General features: G+C 68.6%; 15 protein-coding genes and 2 pseudogenes. 6 read left to right on the top strand and 11 right to left on the bottom strand.

Annotated elements, in window-relative coordinates; translation table 11 throughout:
• Nucleotides 1-85 precede the first annotated feature (85 nt).
• Nucleotides 86-1,306: a bifunctional 2-polyprenyl-6-hydroxyphenol methylase/3-demethylubiquinol 3-O-methyltransferase UbiG gene (locus tag A5673_RS14840; protein ID WP_068233477.1), complete on the bottom strand. Its 1,221-nt coding sequence runs from the start codon at nt 1,304-1,306 to the stop codon at nt 86-88.
• On the bottom strand, nt 1,303-2,529 hold the full coding sequence (locus tag A5673_RS14835) for a bifunctional 2-polyprenyl-6-hydroxyphenol methylase/3-demethylubiquinol 3-O-methyltransferase UbiG (protein WP_068233563.1): 1,227 nt from the start codon (nt 2,527-2,529) through the stop codon (nt 1,303-1,305). Before A5673_RS14835 ends, A5673_RS14840 begins: the two co-directional genes overlap by 4 nt.
• A gap of 475 nt (nt 2,530-3,004) precedes the next feature.
• Here A5673_RS14835 and A5673_RS14830 point away from each other — a divergent pair, with 475 nt between their 5' ends.
• On the top strand, nt 3,005-3,832 hold the full coding sequence (locus tag A5673_RS14830; RefSeq protein ID WP_068233475.1) for an SDR family oxidoreductase: 828 nt from the start codon (nt 3,005-3,007) through the stop codon (nt 3,830-3,832).
• 87 nt (nt 3,833-3,919) lie between these two features.
• Here A5673_RS14830 and A5673_RS14825 read toward each other — a convergent pair whose 3' ends face one another.
• From A5673_RS14825 to A5673_RS14815, 3 genes are read right to left on the bottom strand one after another with little or no spacing between them, the layout of a single operon-like run.
• Nucleotides 3,920-4,771, bottom strand: coding sequence for a glycine betaine ABC transporter substrate-binding protein (locus tag A5673_RS14825; protein ID WP_068233474.1), 852 nt, complete (start codon nt 4,769-4,771; stop codon nt 3,920-3,922).
• A complete protein-coding gene (locus A5673_RS14820; protein ID WP_068233471.1) occupies nt 4,768-5,940 on the bottom strand; it encodes an NADP-dependent malic enzyme in 1,173 nt (390 codons plus the stop codon). The genes A5673_RS14825 and A5673_RS14820 overlap by 4 nt, the downstream gene beginning before the upstream one ends.
• A 52-nt stretch (nt 5,941-5,992) precedes the next feature.
• Nucleotides 5,993-6,982, bottom strand: coding sequence for a malate dehydrogenase (locus A5673_RS14815; protein WP_068233468.1), 990 nt, complete (start codon nt 6,980-6,982; stop codon nt 5,993-5,995).
• A gap of 176 nt (nt 6,983-7,158) precedes the next feature.
• On the opposite strand from A5673_RS14815, the gene corA reads away from it, so the two are divergent.
• Entirely contained in the window at nt 7,159-8,262 is a 1,104-nt protein-coding gene (gene corA / locus A5673_RS14810) for a magnesium/cobalt transporter CorA (RefSeq protein WP_068233560.1), read from the top strand.
• Nucleotides 8,263-8,287: 25 nt separating this feature from the next.
• Here corA and A5673_RS14805 read toward each other — a convergent pair whose 3' ends face one another.
• From A5673_RS14805 to A5673_RS14780, 6 genes are read right to left on the bottom strand one after another with little or no spacing between them, the layout of a single operon-like run.
• On the bottom strand, nt 8,288-8,872 hold the full coding sequence (locus A5673_RS14805; protein WP_156748237.1) for a suppressor of fused domain protein: 585 nt from the start codon (nt 8,870-8,872) through the stop codon (nt 8,288-8,290).
• A complete protein-coding gene (locus tag A5673_RS14800; protein WP_068233465.1) occupies nt 8,869-10,041 on the bottom strand; it encodes an ABC transporter ATP-binding protein in 1,173 nt (390 codons plus the stop codon). Before A5673_RS14800 ends, A5673_RS14805 begins: the two co-directional genes overlap by 4 nt.
• 4 nt (nt 10,042-10,045) lie before the next feature.
• Nucleotides 10,046-10,870, bottom strand: a complete 825-nt coding sequence (locus tag A5673_RS14795; RefSeq protein WP_156748239.1) for a carbohydrate ABC transporter permease — start codon at nt 10,868-10,870, stop codon at nt 10,046-10,048.
• A 1-nt stretch (nt 10,871) separates the two neighbouring features.
• Nucleotides 10,872-11,711, bottom strand: coding sequence for a carbohydrate ABC transporter permease (locus A5673_RS14790; RefSeq protein WP_068233552.1), 840 nt, complete (start codon nt 11,709-11,711; stop codon nt 10,872-10,874).
• 20 nt (nt 11,712-11,731) lie between these two features.
• The gene (locus A5673_RS14785) at nt 11,732-13,138 is read right to left on the bottom strand and encodes an extracellular solute-binding protein (RefSeq protein WP_068233547.1); all 1,407 of its coding nucleotides are present in this window, start codon (nt 13,136-13,138) and stop codon (nt 11,732-11,734) included.
• Between the two features lie 4 nt (nt 13,139-13,142).
• Nucleotides 13,143-13,670 carry a general stress protein gene (locus A5673_RS14780; RefSeq protein ID WP_068233460.1) on the bottom strand — a complete coding sequence of 176 codons (528 nt, stop codon included), beginning with the start codon at nt 13,668-13,670 and terminating at the stop codon, nt 13,143-13,145.
• Here A5673_RS14780 and A5673_RS30625 point away from each other — a divergent pair.
• From A5673_RS30625 to A5673_RS14760, 4 genes and pseudogenes are all read left to right on the top strand, one after another.
• A pseudogene (locus A5673_RS30625) lies at nt 13,573-14,075 on the top strand (DUF4190 domain-containing protein). The gene A5673_RS14780 and the pseudogene A5673_RS30625 overlap by 98 nt on opposite strands.
• A 57-nt stretch (nt 14,076-14,132) precedes the next feature.
• Complete coding sequence (locus A5673_RS14770) at nt 14,133-15,443, top strand: magnesium transporter MgtE N-terminal domain-containing protein (protein WP_068233453.1); 1,311 nt, start codon at nt 14,133-14,135, stop codon at nt 15,441-15,443.
• A complete protein-coding gene (locus tag A5673_RS14765) occupies nt 15,440-15,982 on the top strand; it encodes a DUF1003 domain-containing protein (RefSeq protein WP_068233450.1) in 543 nt (180 codons plus the stop codon). Before A5673_RS14770 ends, A5673_RS14765 begins: the two co-directional genes overlap by 4 nt.
• 101 nt (nt 15,983-16,083) lie before the next feature.
• A pseudogene (locus tag A5673_RS14760) lies at nt 16,084-16,581 on the top strand (hypothetical protein); the annotation flags it as partial.

Here is a 16,581-nt window from a genome sequence, read left to right as displayed (position 1 = left end):
CCGCGCTGGCCGGCATTTTGCGCACGCTCGGCGGTTAGCCCGCGCGCCTAAGCCCTGGTAGACCCGTGGGCGCCGAACAGCGGCGCTAGCCCAAATTCAGGCCCATTTCAAGGAAATCGAGGCGCCACAACCCCTGGAACAGCTTGCGGGCGAACTTCTCGACGTCGGCCGTGTCGCCGCGCCGCGACCCCGGACCCTGCGCGACGGACGCGACGATCTCCCGGATCGTGCGACGGCCGTCGATCAGCTGCACAAAGGGGAGTTGCGCCGCGTTGAGTGGCGCGCGCCAGTCCGGCCGGTAGAGCTCGTTACCGGCCAGACCGCAGCGCATGCGCATCATCGGGACATAGTCGAGGGAAGCTTCGGTCGAAAAGTCAATGGCGTAGGACTCTTTCGGCCGCTCGGGACGGCAGGCCATGAAGAAATGGCACGCGTTGAGCGTTTGGATGCGTTCCATCACCGACCAGATCTTGGCCTCGGGCAACGCGTTCACGGCCGGATAGAACGCGCTCGGCGGCGCGAGCAGTTCGTGCGCGTAGTACGGCGCCTTGAGGAGCCAGCCCTGAAACACCAGCCCGGCCGAGGTCACCAGATCGATGCACTCGTCGACGGTATAGCTGCGCTCCCGACCGTGCAGGAACGTATCGACGAGGGCGGCATCCGACGACTCCAGATCGTTCGCCACGCTCAGGTAGCTTTTCAGCGGGTGATCCGGCGAGAGCACGGACATGGCCTCTTTGACCGTCCGGACCGACGCATCGTCTTGGCGCAATCCCATGTCGCGAAAGACCGATTCCATGATTTCGACCCCGATTCGGCCGTACCGCGCGTACAGCATCATCGCCACCGCGCCGTCCGGTCGCAGGCAGCGGGCGAGCGCGGTCATGCCGGCCAAGGGGTCCGCCAGGTGATGCAGGACGCCGGTCGACACGACCAGGTCGAAGTCGAGGTTCAGGGTGGGCGTCTCTTCGATCGGGAGCAGGTGCAGCTCCAGGTTCCACAGCCCGTGCTTGTCCTTCAGATATTGCTCATGGTCCAGCGACGGCTGACTGATGTCGACGGCCACCACCCTCGCGGCGGGATTGTTGTAGGCGAAGATCGCCGCCTGATTGGTGCCGCATCCGGCGATCAGAATATCGAGATCGGGCTTGTATTCCCGGTCGGGCCACAACATCCGGTGCGCGTACACGGGATCGAACCACTGCCAGTTGTTGACGACCCAGGCCTCGAGGTCCTGGATGGGTCGCGGGTACCTCCACCGCTCGTACTGGCGAGAAACAACATCCGCGCGCGGATCGTCGGTCACTGTGGCGTCACCGGCGGCAGCCCCATTGCCAGGAAATCGAGACGCCACAGCGCCTGAAACAGCTTGCGGGCGAAGTTCTCCACGTCGGTCGCATCGCCGCGGCGCGCCGCCGGGCCCTGCGCCACGCACGCGGCGATTTCGCGAATCGTGCGACGGCGGTCGACGTGCTGCACGAACGGCAATTGAGCGGAGTTGAGGCCCAGGCGCCAGTCGTTGCGGAAGAGTTCAGCGCCGGACAGACCGCAACGCATGCGCATCATCGGCACGTAATCGAGGCAATTCGGCGTCGAAAAGTCAATCACATAAGACTCTTTCGGCCGCTCGGGACGGCAGGCCATGAAGAAGTGGCAGCCGTTCGCCGTCGCGATGCGTTCCATCACCGACCACACCTTGGCCTCGGGCAACGCGTTCACGGCCGGATAAAACCCGTTGGGCGGGGCGAACATGTCGTGCGGGTAGTACGGCGCCTTGAAAAACCAGTCCTGGAACACCAGCCCGGCCGAGGTGACGAGCTCGATGCACTCATCGACCGTGTAACTACGGTCGCGGCCATGCAGGAACGTGTCCACCAGACCGGTGTCGAACTGCAGATCCGGAGCCAGCGGGAGGTAGCTGCGGACGGGGTGATCCGGCGGCAGTGCCGCAATGGTGTCCTTGACTATCTGGACCGAGGCGTCGTCCTGGCCCAGCCCCATGTCGTGAAAGGCCGATTGCAGCATGTAGACGCCGGTGCGGCCGTACTTGGCGTACAGCATCACGCCGACGACGCCGTCGGGCCGCACGCAGTGCGCGAGTGCCTTCATGCCGGCCAGCGGATCCGCCATGACCATCAGCACACCGGTCGAGACGACGAGGTCGAAGTCGAGTCCGAGGGTGGGCAGCTCTTCGATCGGAAGGCGATGCAGCTCCAGGTTCGACAGCCGGTGCGTGTCCTTCAGGTACTGCTGATGATCCAGCGACGGCTGACTCACGTCGACCGCGACGACCTTCGCCGCGGGATTCGTGTAGGCGAAGATCGCCGCCTGATTGGTGCCGCATCCGGCGATCAGAATATCGAGATCGGGCTTGAATTCCCGGTCGGGCCACAACATCCGGTGCGCGTGGACGGGATCGAACCACTGCCAGTTGTTGGCCGTCCACGCTTCCAGGTCCAGAATCGGTTCGGGGTAGCGCCATCGCTCGTACTGGCGAGAGACAATGTCGGCGCGCGGGTCGTCGGCCACTTTGAGCATCACCCCTTCGCCGTCAGAGGTTGATCGAGCGTCGCCAGTTTGGCTGACCCTATCCCAGATCCCCCGTGGCTACGGCTGGATTTTGAGCTTCCCTCCGGGCCATCGCACAAAGTCGAGCCGCCAGAGCCAAAAGTCAGCGGCGTAGCCGTCTTTCGGCCGCTCGGGGCGACACGCCACGAAGAAATGGCACGATTGGCCGCGTCATGGGCGGCGGTTCCCCGGCATGAACCAATCGTGTGGGCAATACGGCGCGTTGATGAACCAGCCCTGAAACGCGAGCCCCCGCCGAGGCGACACGATCGATGCAGTCGTCGACGTCCTAACCACGGTCCCGGCCATCCAGGAAGGTGTCCACCACGGCGGCATCCTGAAGTTCCCAGTCCCCCTCCGCGCTGAACGGCCCTGCGATGGCCGGACCGCGGGTACCGGCTAGCCTCGACGAAGATCAACGGACAGGAGAGTGCTCATGAAGGGGTTCGCCGGCAAGGTCGCCGTGGTTACCGGGGCCGGTTCGGGCATCGGGCAGGCGCTGGCCGTCGAGCTGGCCCGGTCCGGGGCCAAGGTGGCGATCAGCGACGTCGACACCGAGGGCCTGGCGCAGACCGAGGAGCAGCTGAAGGCGATCGGAGCGCCGGTCAAGGCGGACCGGCTCGACGTCACCGAGCGCGAGGCCTTCCTCGCCTACGCCGACGCGGTGGCCGAGCACTTCGGCAAGGTCAACCAGATCTACAACAACGCCGGCATCGCGTTCACCGGCGACATCGAGGTCAGCCAGTTCAAGGACATCGAACGGGTGATGGACGTCGACTTCTGGGGCGTCGTGAACGGCACCAAGGCGTTCCTTCCACACGTTATCGCCTCCGGGGACGGCCACGTCATCAACATCTCGAGCGTGTTCGGGCTGTTCTCGGTGCCGGGGCAGGCGGCCTACAACTCGGCGAAGTTCGCGGTCCGGGGCTTCACCGAGGCGCTGCGCCAGGAAATGATCCTGGCCCGCCACCCCGTCGCGGTGACCACGGTGCATCCCGGCGGCATCAAGACCGCGATCGCCCGCAATGCCACCGCCGCCGAGGGGCTCGATCCCGCGGAACTGGCCAAGCTGTTCGACAAGCGGCTTGCGACGACCAGCCCGCACAAGGCCGCCCAGGTCATCCTGGACGCGGTCCGCAAGAAGAAGGCCCGGGTGCTCGTCGGCAACGACGCCAAGGTCCTGGACCTGATGGTGCGGGTGGCCGGCCCCTACTACCAGCAGCTGTTCGGGCCCGTCATGGGCCGGTTGATGCCCAAGGTCTGACGCCCTCACCGCCGAGACTGCGCTCAGCGCGCCCGATCATGGCCCGAGCACGCGCTGAGCGCAGGCTCGATCGTCGAGCAAGCCGGCTCAGCGGCCCAGCGGGTGTTCGGCCAGCCAGCCACCGGCCACCGCCTGCGGGTCGGCGCCGCCGGCCACCTGCCGGCGCATGTCGGCCAGGGCCGCGGTGTCCAGCACGCCGGCCACCTCGTTGATGGCCAGCAGCTGCCGATCGCTCAGCGCGTTGCGCCGATACAGCGGCACCACGTTCTCGGCCCGCACCAGCGCGGGTTTGCCGTCGGCCAGCGCGACCAGGCCGGTGGGGCTGGCGGGGTCGGCGGTCGTCGTCCATCCCGCGGTCGGCCGACCGTCCTGCACCGCCGCGAAAAGTGCGTTCTCCGAAGGGAATTGGAGCGGCGCGGGCAGCCGGCAGGAACCCACGGAGGCTGGCGCGGAAAACCCGTCGACGGCCCCGAGCGTCAGCCCGTCGCAGTGCCGGGGCAGGGCGCTCAGCTCCGCGGTGAGGTCGTGCCCACCCCAGGCCTTGGCGGTGGCCCGCGTGACCAGCAAGACCGGCTTGTCGTCGGCCGCGGTGGTGTAGTCGCCGGCCAGGACGCCCTCGGGCAGCGCCGCGATCATCGCGCGGTAGACCTGCGCGTCGGACATCGCCACCGCGCCGGGCTGCAGCCGCTGCAACGTCTGGCCGGTGAACGCGGGGACGACGGTGAACGCGCCGGAGTCCAGCTTGGCCATCGGGTCGGCGTCGGTGTCGGGGCGGGCCGCGAAACCGTAGGACCGCAACGCCGCCACGTAGACGCCGGCGAGCAGCTTCGACAACGCGTCGTCCCGCGACCCCACCACCAATTCCGGTGCGGGGCGGCGCTCGCCACAGCCCGCCACCGCCAGCAGCGCGGCCAGCAGCAGCGCAGCGAGCCTGATCACACGGACGTGTCGGCGGCGATCGCGGCGGCGGCGGCGACGGCCTCCCGGACGCGCGAGTCCAGCGGGCTCGGGACGATCCGGTCGATCGCGAGGTCGTCGCTGACGACGGAGAAGATCGCCTCGGCCGCGGCCACCATCATCTTCTCGGTGATCCGGCGGGCCCCGGCGTCCAGCGCGCCGCGGAACACCCCCGGGAACGCGAGCACGTTGTTGATCTGGTTGGGGTAGTCGCTGCGGCCGGTGGCCACCACCGCCGCGTACCTGGCGGCCACCTCGGGGTGGATTTCCGGGTCCGGGTTCGACAGCGCGAACACGATCCCACCGGGCGCCATCGTGGCGATCAGTTCCTCGGGCACCACGCCCCCCGACAGTCCGAGGAAGACGTCGGCGCCCTCGAGCGCCTCGACGAGGCCGCCGGTGAGGGCGTCGGGGTTGGTGCGCCGCGCGAGATCGACCTTCACGCTGTTCATGTCGTCGCGGCCGGTGTGCAGGATGCCGCGCGAGTCGAGCACGGTGATGTCCGAAACACCCATCGTCAGAAGCAGATTCGTGCACGCCACGCCCGCCGCGCCGGCGCCGGAGACCACCGCGCGCAGCGAGGACATGTCGCGGCCGAGCAGCTTGCTGGCGCCCATCAACGCGGCCAGCACGACGATCGCGGTGCCGTGCTGGTCGTCGTGCATCACCGGGCAGTCCAGCGCCTCGATGACCCGCCGCTCGATCTCGAAGCACCGCGGCGCGGAGATGTCCTCGAGGTTGACGGCGCCGAACGTCGGCCGCAGCCGCACCAGCGTCTCGACGATCTCGTCGGGATCCTTGGTGTCCAGCACGATCGGGATCGCGTTCAGCCCGCCGTAGGCCTGGAACAGCGCGCACTTGCCCTCCATCACCGGCAGCGACGCCTCGGGACCGATGTCGCCCAGGCCCAGCACCGCGCTGCCGTCGCTGACGACGGCCACCAGCCGGTTCGACCAGGTGTAGCGGGCTGCCAGGGTGCGGTCCGCCGCGATCGCACGGCTGACCTGCGCCACCCCCGGGGTGTAGGCGATCGACAACGCGCGTTGGGTGTCCAGCGGCGCGCTCAGCGCTACCGAAAGCTTCCCTCCTACATGCGCATCGAAGATCTCGTCGTCTCCGATGGCGAGCTGGGGTTGCGCGATTTCCGGCATCGCCTCAGGGTAAGGGCTACCCATTAGTAGGCCTAATTTCCTCTCGATCGGTTCAGATGAGCCCGAGCTCGGTCACCGCGCTGCGCTCGTCGGCCAGCTCCGCCGTCGACTTGTCGATGCGGCCGCGGGAGAACTCGTCGATCTCCAGCCCCTGCACGATCGACCAGTCGCCGCCCTTCGTGGTCACCGGGAACGACGAGATCAGGCCCTCGGGCACGCCGTAGGAGCCGTCGGAGAGGACCGCCATCGACACCCAGTTGCCCTCCGGGCTGCCGAGTAGCCAGTCGCGGGCGGCGTCGATGGTCGCCGACGCGGCCGACGCGGCCGACGAGGCGCCGCGGGCGTCGATGATCGCCGCGCCGCGCTTGGCGACGGTCGGGATGAAGTCGTTCTCGATCCACGCCTGGTCGCCCACGACCTCGGCGGCGTTCTTGCCTTTGACCTCGGCGTGGAAGATGTCGGGGTACTGGGTGGCCGAGTGGTTGCCCCAGATCGTCATCTTCTTGATGTCGGTGACGGCGGCGCCGGTCTTGCGGGCCAGCTGCGTGATCGCCCGGTTGTGGTCGAGGCGGGTGAGCGCGGAGAACCGCTCCGGCGGGATGTCGGGCGCATTGCTCATCGCGATCAGCGCGTTGGTGTTGGCCGGGTTGCCCGTCACACCGATGCGCACGTCGTCGGCCGCGACCGAGTTCAGCGCCTTGCCCTGCGCGGTGAAGATCGCGCCGTTGGCCTCCAGCAGGTCGCCGCGCTCCATGCCCGGGCCGCGCGGGCGGGCGCCGACGAGCAGGGCCAGGTTCACGCCGTCGAAGATCTTGTTCGGGTCCGCGCCGATCTCGACGCCGGCCAGCAGCGGGAAGGCGCAGTCGTCGAGCTCCATCACGACACCCTCGAGCGCCTTGAGCGCGGGCTCGATCTCCAGCAGCCGCAGCTCGATCGGGCGGTCGGGCCCCAGCAGCGCGCCGCTCGCCAGGCGGAACAACAGGCTGTAGCCGATCTGGCCGGCGGCGCCGGTGACGGCGACCTTGACAGGACTTGCGCTCACTTCGGTTGGCTCCTTATGGAGAAGTTCAGGATTTGGTGTCGTGCTCGAAACTAGCGCACCGCCCACGGCGCGGAACCTCCGGTCCACGGCCCCCGCGGAGTCTTCACGTCGCGTTTCGCCAGGACGCGTAGCATTGAGCACCGCTTGGCGGACCTGCGTGGTGATCGGAGGTGAACGTGTTTCCCGGACCTGACGCCTTGCCCGAGGTGCTGCGACCGCTCGCCCGCGAGCCGCACGAGCCGCCGGCCCAACCCGTCGAGCACCGGCCCAACGAGACCCTGGTCGACTGCGCGGTCTACGCGGCCGGCCACCGGCTTGCGGGGAAGTTCACCTACGCCGCCGCGCTCGACCGGGTGCGCCAGCTCGAACTGATCGGGCAGGAGGCGTTCGTCTGGGTCGGCCTGCGTGAGCCGGGCCTGGCCGAGATGGAGGAGGTGGCGGATGTCTTCGGGCTGCACGCGCTGGCCGTCGAGGACGCCGTGTGCGCACACCAGCGGCCCAAGCTGGAGCGCTACGACGACACGGTGTTCTTTGTCCTGAAGACCGTCAATTACGTCCCGCACGAATCGGTGGCGGCGGCCCGCCAGATCGTAGAGACCGGCGAGATCATGGTCTTCGTCGGCAAGGATTTCGTGGTCACCGTCCGCCACGGCGAACACGGCGGGCTGTCCGAGGTGCGCAAGGGCCTGGAGGCTGATCCCGAGCAGGCGCGCCTGGGACCGTTCGCGGTGATGCACGCCATCGCCGACAACATCGTCGACCATTACCTTCAGGTGAGCGCCCTGGTCGAATCGGACATCGACGCCATCGAGGAAGTGGCGTTCGCCCCGGGCCGCAAGCTCGACGTCGAACCGATCTACCTGCTCAAGCGCGAGGTCGTCGAGCTGCGCCGTTGCGTCAGCCCGCTGTCGGGCGCATTCCACCGGATGCAGGTGGAGAACAAGGACCTGATCTCCAAGGAGGTGCGCCGCTACCTGCGCGACGTCGCCGACCACCAGTCCGAGGCCGCGGACCACATCGCCAGCTATGACGACATGCTCAACTCACTGATCCAGGCGGCCCTGGCGCGCGTGGGCATGCAGCAGAACAACGACATGCGCAAGATGGCGGCCTGGGCCGGTATTGCGGCATTGCCCACCGCGGTCGCTGCCATCTACGGAATGAACTTCCACTTCATGCCCGAGCTGAACTGGACCTGGGGCTATCCGGGCGTGATGGCCGGCATGGCCGTCGCCTGCCTGGTGCTGTACTTCCAATTCCGCCGCAACAACTGGCTCTAGGGGCGCCTTCCCCTCGCGATCGAAATCAACCCGGCTGCGCGGCAGGGCGTTTCGGGTCCAACACGTCGACACCGTCGCCCAGCCACGCCTGCCGCATCGCCTCGGCGCCCTTGAGCCGCACCCAGGCGGCCTCGGTCGCGGTGATCGGGGTCGCCGACAGGAATTGCACCGGGTCGCGGGGCGGGTCCAGCGGCAGGTCGCCGATGTCGCTGTGGCCCAGCAACACCGCGGTGAACGGCACCCGCCCCGACGGCCATGCCCACAGCGGCGAGCCGAGGTCGATCAGGGCGTCGGGGACCAGCACCACGCCGTCGACGGCCGGGGTCGCGGCCAGCACCGCCAGGCTGCGGGCGAGGCCGGTGGCGGGGCCGGGATCCCGCAGGCGCAGGACGACCTCGGCGCGCGGGCCGCGCTCGGTGTCGGCGACCATGTCCGTCGGGTCGGTCATCGGATGGCGCGAGCACCCCAGCGACACGTAATGCACCAGCCCGCCACCACGAAACCGCAGCACCTCGATCGGCTCGGTGCCCAGGAAAGTCACGCTCGCCGAATCGGGCTCGACACCGGGGAAGTGGTCGCGCAGGTGCGCGCGCACCAGATCCGTGATCACTCGGCGGCGACGATCGTCAGGTTGGCCCCGGTGTCGGCGTCGAAGACGGCCACCTTGGTCGTGTCGAGGGCCAACTCGATCGACTGGCCGACGGTCGCCTTCGACTCCGCGGAAACCCTTGCTACAAACTGATTTTCGTGCATTTCACCCTGGGCGTCCAGCTCGTCCAACTGGGCCGCGTGCACGGCCGGACCCGCGGTGGTGAAGTACACGTACTTGTCGGCGCCCAGCGATTCGACCAGGTCGACCTTCACCTCGAAGGTCAGCGCCCTGATGCGCTGGTAGCCGTCGATCAGGGCGGCGTCGGCCAGGTGCTCGGGGCGCACCCCGACGATGACGTTGTCCGGCCGCGGGTGCCGCGCGATCACCTCCCGGACCTCCGGCGCCAGCATCACCTCGCCGAAGGACAGCGTCAGGCCGGTCGGCGTCATGTTCGCGGGGAAGAAGTTCATCGCGGGCGAGCCGATGAAGCCCGCGACGAACAGGTTCGCGGGCCGCTCGTAAAGCTCGTCGGGCGTGCCGATCTGCTGCGCGACCCCGCCGTGCATCACCACCACGCGATCTCCCAGCGTCATGGCCTCGGTCTGGTCGTGGGTGACGTAGACGGTGGTGGTGCCCAATCTGCGCTGCAGCCGGGCGATCTCGCCGCGCATCTGCACGCGCAGCTTGGCGTCCAGGTTGGACAGCGGCTCGTCCATCAGGAACGCCTTGGGATGGCGCACGATCGCGCGGCCCATGGCCACCCGCTGCCGTTGCCCACCCGACAGCTGGGACGGCTTGCGGTCCAGAAGTTCGGTCAGGTCAAGGGTTTTGGCGGTCTCCTCCACCTTCTGCGCGATCTCGGCCTTTTTCATCTTCGCTAGGGTCAGCGGGAAGGCGATGTTCTGCCGGACGGTCATGTGCGGGTACAGCGCGTAGGACTGGAACACCATGGCGATGTCGCGGTCCTTGGGCGCCTTCTCGTTCATCCGCACGCCGTCGATTCGCAGCTCGCCCGACGAGATGCCCTCAAGCCCGGCAATCATGTTCAGCGTCGTCGTCTTGCCGCAGCCGGAAGGCCCGACCAGGATGAGGAACTCGCCGTCGGCGATGGTGATGCTCAGGTCCCGCACCGCCGTGGCGCCGTCGGCGTAGCTCTTGTTCACGTGCTCCAACACGATCTCGGCCATCGCGCTATCCCTTCACGGCGCCAGAGGTCAACCCGGCGACAATCCGTCGTTGGAAAATTAGAACAAAAACGATGATCGGGACGGTAATCACGACGGCACCCGCCGCGATCGATCCGGTCGGTTCCTCGAACTGCGAACTGCCGCTGAAGTTCGCGATCGCCACCGGGGCGGTGATCGCCGCCTCGGTGGCGGTCAGCGACAGCGCCAGCAGCAGGTCGTTCCAGGCGAAGATGAACACCAGGATCGCCGCGGTCACCAAACCCGGCGCCGCCAGCGGCACGATCACCTTGCGGAAGGCCTGAGCCGGCGTGGCGCCGTCCATCTTCGCGGCCTTCTCCAGATCCCAGGGAATCTCCCGGAAGAAGGCCGACAGCGTGTAAATGGCAAGGGGCAGCGCGAAAGTGATGTAGGGCAGGATCAGCCCAAGCCAGGTGTCGAACAGGCCCACCGCGCGTTCGATGTTGAACAACGGGGTGACCAGCGAGATCGCCGGGAACATGGTGATCAGCAGCGTCGCACCGATCAGCGTCCGCTTACCCGGAAAGTGCAGCCGCGCAACGGCGTAGGCCGCCATCGCACCGAGCACCACCGCGACCGCGGTGGTGATCAAGCCGATCCCGATGGAGTTGATCAGCGCGGAGGCGAAAAACTCACCGCGAAAGATGCCCCGGTAGTTGTCCAGGGTCACCGACGATGGAATCAGCTTGCCGTCCTTGACCGTTGACGACGGCTTGAGCGACAGCGACAGGATCCACAGCACCGGAACGAGCGCGTACAGCACGACCAGCGCGTCGATCACCGCCCACAGCGGGGCACGCCGCGCGCCCACTTCAGCGGCCATCGATACCGCCTGGAGCCGCCGCGCCGAACACCTTGATGTAGACGAGCGCGATGATGCCCACGCAACAGAAGATCAGCACGCTGATCGCCGAGCCCAGCCCCACGTTGAAGCCCTTGAACAAGTTGTCGTAGCCCAGGATTGACACCGAGTCGGTGTTGTTCGCGCCGCCGGTCAGCACGTAGATGTTGTCGAAGATACGGAAGGCGTCCAGCGTACGGAACAGCAGCGCGACCACCACCGCCGGCTTGATGATCGGCAGGATGACCCGGGTCAGCCGCCGCCACCCGCCGGCCCCGTCGACCTGCGCGGCGCTCAGCAGGTCCTCGGGCACCAGCGCAAGCCCGGCCAGCAGCAGCAGCGACATGAACGGCGTGGTCTTCCAGACCTCGGCCACCACGACGATGCCCAACGACGGGATCTGTTGCGTCAGAGGCGCGCTGCCGTGCGGCAGCAGGTTGGCCAGGTAGCCGGTGCCCGGCGTCCAGGCGTAGTACCAGCTGTACGACGCGACGACGGTGACGATGCCGTACGGGATGAGCACCGCGGTGCGCACCAGTCCCCTGCCGACGAGCGTGCGGTGCATCACCAGCGCCAGCGCCAGGCCCAGCACGAACTCGATCGACACCGACACCACCGTGATGCCCAGCGTCACCGCCAGCGCGGTCCACCAGTACCGGTCTGTCAAAATCGTTTGATAGTTACCCAACCCGATGAACGCCGTGTCATGCGGGGTGGCGAGGTTGTTGCGCTGCAGGCTGAGCCACACCGCGTAACCGACCGGGTACGCCGTCACGGCCAGCATCAGGATCGCCGCCGGCGCGACCAGCATCAGCCCAAGCCGCCGTTCGGTCACGGCAACAAGCCCTTGCCGTCGATCGCCCGCTGCGCCTGCGCGGTGAGCTCATCGGCCGTGCGCTCCGGGTCGATCTGGCCGATCGGGCTCAGCACCGTCGACAGCCGCAGCGACAACGACTGATACACCGGTGTCGCCGGACGCACGGCGGCGTCGGTGAGCTGCTCGCGGATCACGGTGTACATCGGGTACTTGGCCTGAAACTGCGAATCGGAATACAGCGACGTGCGCACGGCGGGCAGGCCGCCCTGGATCGACACGTACTTCTGGCTGGCCAGGCTGCGCAGGCAGCGCACGGCCTCGAACGCCTCGGCGCGGTGGCGGGTGGTGCTGGACACGGCCAGGTTCAGCCCGCCGATCGTCACCTTGGCCGGCCGGCCCGGCGCCACCCGGGGATAGGGCGCGAAACCGAACACCTTCTGGCTGGCCTCATACGCGATGCGGAATTGCTCGTCGTCGGGCACGAACGTGCCGACGTCGTTGACGCTGCCGGCCAACGCCGGGTCCCGGTTCAGCGGCAGGAAGGGCACTCCGCCCTTCACCGCGTTCTCGAGCAGCGACGCCAGCACGTAGGGCCAGTTCACCTCGAGCGCGGCCTTGCCCTGCTCCACCGCCAGCCGCGCGGTGCCCTCGTCGGTCCGGCTGATCGACGGGTCGGCCCCGGGTGCGGTCGCCACCGATTTGAGGACCCGCAGCGCGGCGACGGTGGCGGCCCGGTGCGCGGGCGTGTCGGTCAGCGTGACCCGCGTGCCGTCGTCGGAGAGCACCTGGCCTCCCGCGCTGACCAGCAGCGTGTTGAACCACACCACCAGGCCCTCGCCCTCGTTGGCCTGCACGGCAATCCAGCTGGGCTGGCCCGCGGCGTGCAACCGGGCGGCCTCGGCCACCACGGCGTCCCAGGTCATCGGTGGCTGCTTCACCAAATCCGGCCGGTACCAAAGCAGTTGGGTATTGGTCGTCACTGGCGCGCCGTACAACTCGTGCTTCCAGCGGGCCGTCGCGAGCGGTCCAGGGAGGGTGTCGACGGTCGCGTCGGTCTCGGCCCGCCCCCCCGGGTCGGCGGACAGCGGCAACGCCCAACCGGCCTCGGCGAACTCGGCGGTCCACACCACGTCGAGCGCCATCACGTCCAGCCCGCGGTCGTGCGCGCTCAGCCGCCGCGCCAGCTGCACCCGCTGCTCCCCCGGTCCCCTGGGCAAGCTCACGTGCCGGATCGTGAACCCGAGCTGCCCCGTGCATGCCTGCGCGACCGCGGTGAACGTCGCCGCGTCGGTGGCCGGCGTGTAGAAGCTGATCACCAGCCCGCCCCCGGTCGACCCGCAGGCCGACAGCACCGAAGCGGTGGCGAGCGTCGCCAGGGCGAACGCGCCTAGGCGGCGTGCGCGCCCACGACGGCTGTCCACCAATTCAGATCGCCAGGCGCGCCAACAGATCCCGCGCCTTCTCGGCGTTTTGCGGATCGCAGAGCACGTCGTAGCGGCCGGCCACCAACTGCATGGTCGAGCTGAAATCTCGTGTGCCCCGAGCCATTGCGTAGGGGACCGCGGAGGTGATCAGGCCGAAGAACACCCCGGCGACCAGGCCGGTGACCAGCGCGGCCCAGGGGTTGGGGCTGAAGAAGCCGAGCACCAGGCCGATGAACAGGCCGAGCCAGGCCCCGCTGATGACGCCGCCGCCGAGCACCTTCGGCCACGACAGCCGGCCGGTGACCCGTTCGACCTGCATGAGGTCGACGCCCACGATGGTCACCTGCTGCACCGGAAACTGCTGGTCCGACAGGTAGTCGACGGCGCGCTGCGCCTCCGCGTACGTCGGGTAGGACCCGACCGGCCAGCCCTTGGGCGGGGTCGGGAGCGAGGGCACGCCGCGCCGAGCGGCCGCCGCGCCGCCGGGCGTGGCGCCGGGAACCTGCCCGGGCTGGAAAGGACTAGTCATCGCTGCTCATTCTCCTCCGCCTCGGCCATCCTTTCATCCCGGGCCTGCGGCGGCCCATGGGCTAGGTTGAACGCCATGGCAGCACCCGGCGCTGGCCACGGTGACGAGGCTAATCGGCCGCCCGCCTATCCGGGCTACCCCGGCGGCTACCCGGGAGGCCCGGACTACGGCGTTCAACCAGGCACCAACGGTCTGGCGATCGCCTCGCTCATCGCGTCGTTCACCGGCTTCTTCTGCTGCGTCATCGGCTCGGTCGTGGCCATTGTGCTGGGCGCGGTCGCGCTGAATCAGATCAAGCAGACCCGCCAGGAGGGCTACGGCCTGGCGATCACCGGCATCGTGATCGGGGTCGGCACCCTGGTGGTGTTCTTGATCATCGCGATGTTCAGCATCCACTCGCATTAGCGCGACTCGCGCACGGCCCGCCAGCGATCCGCCGGCCGGCTGAATAGGCTCTCCTGCATGGGACCGGTCAACAGGGTGTACGTCGCGCGGCTGCCGCGGATGCTGGTGTTGGGTCCTCTCGGCGAGAACTTCGGCCGGGTCCGTGACGTCGTGATCAGCATCAGCATCGTCCGCCAGCAGCCCCGCGTCCTGGGCCTGATCGTCGACTTGGCCACGCGCCGCAGCATTTTCATTCCGATGCTCCGGGTCGCCGCGATCGAGCCCAACGCGGTGACGCTCAACACCGGCAACGTGTCGCTGCGCCACTTCCAGCAGCGCCCCGGCGAGGTGCTCGCGATGGGCCAGATCCTCGACACCCCGGTCAAGGTCAACGACCCGGAGCTGCCCGAGCTGGCCGGGCTCGACGTGGTGATCACCGACCTTGGCATCGAACAGACCCGCACCCGGGACTGGCTGGTCACCCGGGTGGCCGTCCGCAGCCAGCGAAGGCTGCGACGGCGCGGCCCCGTCCACGTGGTGGACTGGCAGAACGTGCAGGGCCTGACCCCGTCGGCGCTGGCTCTGCCGGATCAGGGGGTGGCCCAGCTGCTCGCCCAGTTCGAGGGGCGCCGGGCCGTCGACGTCGCCGACGTCATCCGCGGGCTGCCGCCCAAGCGGCGCTACGAGGTGCTCAAGGCGCTCGACGACGATCGGCTGGCCGACGTCCTGCAGGAGCTGCCCGAGTTGGATCAGGCCGACGTGCTCTCGCAGCTCGGCACCGATCGATCGGCCGACGTGCTCGAGGAGATGGATCCCGACGACGCCGCCGACCTGCTCGGCGTGCTGAACCCGACCGACGCCGAGATGCTGCTGACCCGGATGGACCCCGACGAGTCCGAACCGGTGCGCCGGCTGCTGACCCACTCGCCCGACACCGCGGGCGGCCTGATGACGTCGGACCCGGTGGTGCTGACGCCGGACACGTCGGTGGCCGAGGCGCTGGCCCGGGTTCGCGACCCCGACCTGACCGCCGCCCTGGCGTCGATGGTGTTCGTGGCGCGCCCGCCGACGGCCACCCCCACCGGGCGCTACCTGGGCTGCGTCCCGTTGCAGCGGCTGCTACGCGAAGCGCCGGCCGAACTGGTCGGCGGGATCGTCGACAGCGACCTGCTCACCCTGACGCCCGAGACGCCGCTGGGCTCGGTCACCCGCTATCTCGCCGCCTACAACCTGGTGTGCGGGCCGGTGCTCGACGACCAGAACCATCTGCTGGGAGCGGTCACCGTGGACGACCTCCTCGACCACCTGCTACCGCACGACTGGCGCGTGGATGTGCAGCAGCTGGACACCACCGGCCGGATCGAACGACGACTGGGAGGAGCCGGGTGAGCAGATCCACGGCAACACGACGGCTCTACACCCCGCGGACCTCCCGCAGGTACTCCCCGCGCCTCGACCCCGAGGCCGTCGGGCAGATCACCGAGTCCATCGCGCGTTTCTTCGGCACCGGCCGCTACCTGCTGATCCAGACGATCATCGTGGTGGTTTGGATCCTGCTGAACGTGTTCGCGGCCGCGCTGCGCTGGGACCCGTACCCGTTCATCCTGCTCAATCTGGCCTTCTCCACGCAGGCCGCGTATGCGGCGCCGCTGATCCTGCTGGCCCAGAACCGCCAGGAGAACCGCGACCGGGTGGCGCTCGAGGAGGATCGGCGCCGGGCCGCGCAGACCAAGGCCGACACCGAGTACCTGGCCCGCGAACTGGCGGCGCTGCGGCTGGCCGTGGGCGAGGTCGTGACGCGCGAGTACCTGCGCCACGAGCTCGAAGACCTCCGCTCTATGCTGACCCGGTTACTGCCGGAAGACGCGGACGGGGAGGCCGCAACGGCGAGCCAGGATTGGGAGCGGATCGCTAAGAAATCCCGCTAATTCTCAATTCCGCCATTGCGCCACTCCCGTCACGGGGGTTATGTATTGTGATCTGGTTCACGAAGCTAAGCAGTAGTTTCCCGACCTTTTAGGACGGTCGAGTGCGCATTGGGGGACGCTGGAGTCCACGCCCGGCCGCCGCGGCCGTGCGACAGCGAGCACTTCGCATCACAAAACTTCGCGTGAGCAAGACGCCGGCGTTCGGCGTCGCCGTGATCGCCCCGCTGGTGTTCGCCGGCGCCGTCGGCGGCTCGGGCCCCGAAGTTCACCCGAAGGTCACCCCCGGCCACGGCCAGGCCGCGCCGGTGCGCGCCGCCATTTACCCGGTCGCCGCCGTGTCGCCGAGCGTCCCCGACACCTCCGGGCCGGTCGTCATCGCCGCCGATCGCACGCCCACCGCCTTCCACATCGCCGAGGCCGCCCCGTCCGCGCCGCCGCCCCCGATGATCGTGAATGCGCCTGGCGCGCTGGGCATTCCGTCGATCGCCCTGGCGGCCTACCGCAGCGCCGAACAGAAGATGGCCGTCGCCGCCCCGGGCTGCGGCGTCAGCTGGAACCTGCTCGCCGGGATCGGGCGCATCGAGTCGGGCCATGCGGGC

This window comes from Mycobacterium sp. E3198, from assembly GCF_001667015.1.
GTDB lineage: Bacteria > Actinomycetota > Actinomycetes > Mycobacteriales > Mycobacteriaceae > Mycobacterium.
Note: the sequence above shows the minus strand (reverse complement) of the source record. Positions and strands in the feature narration are given on the sequence as shown.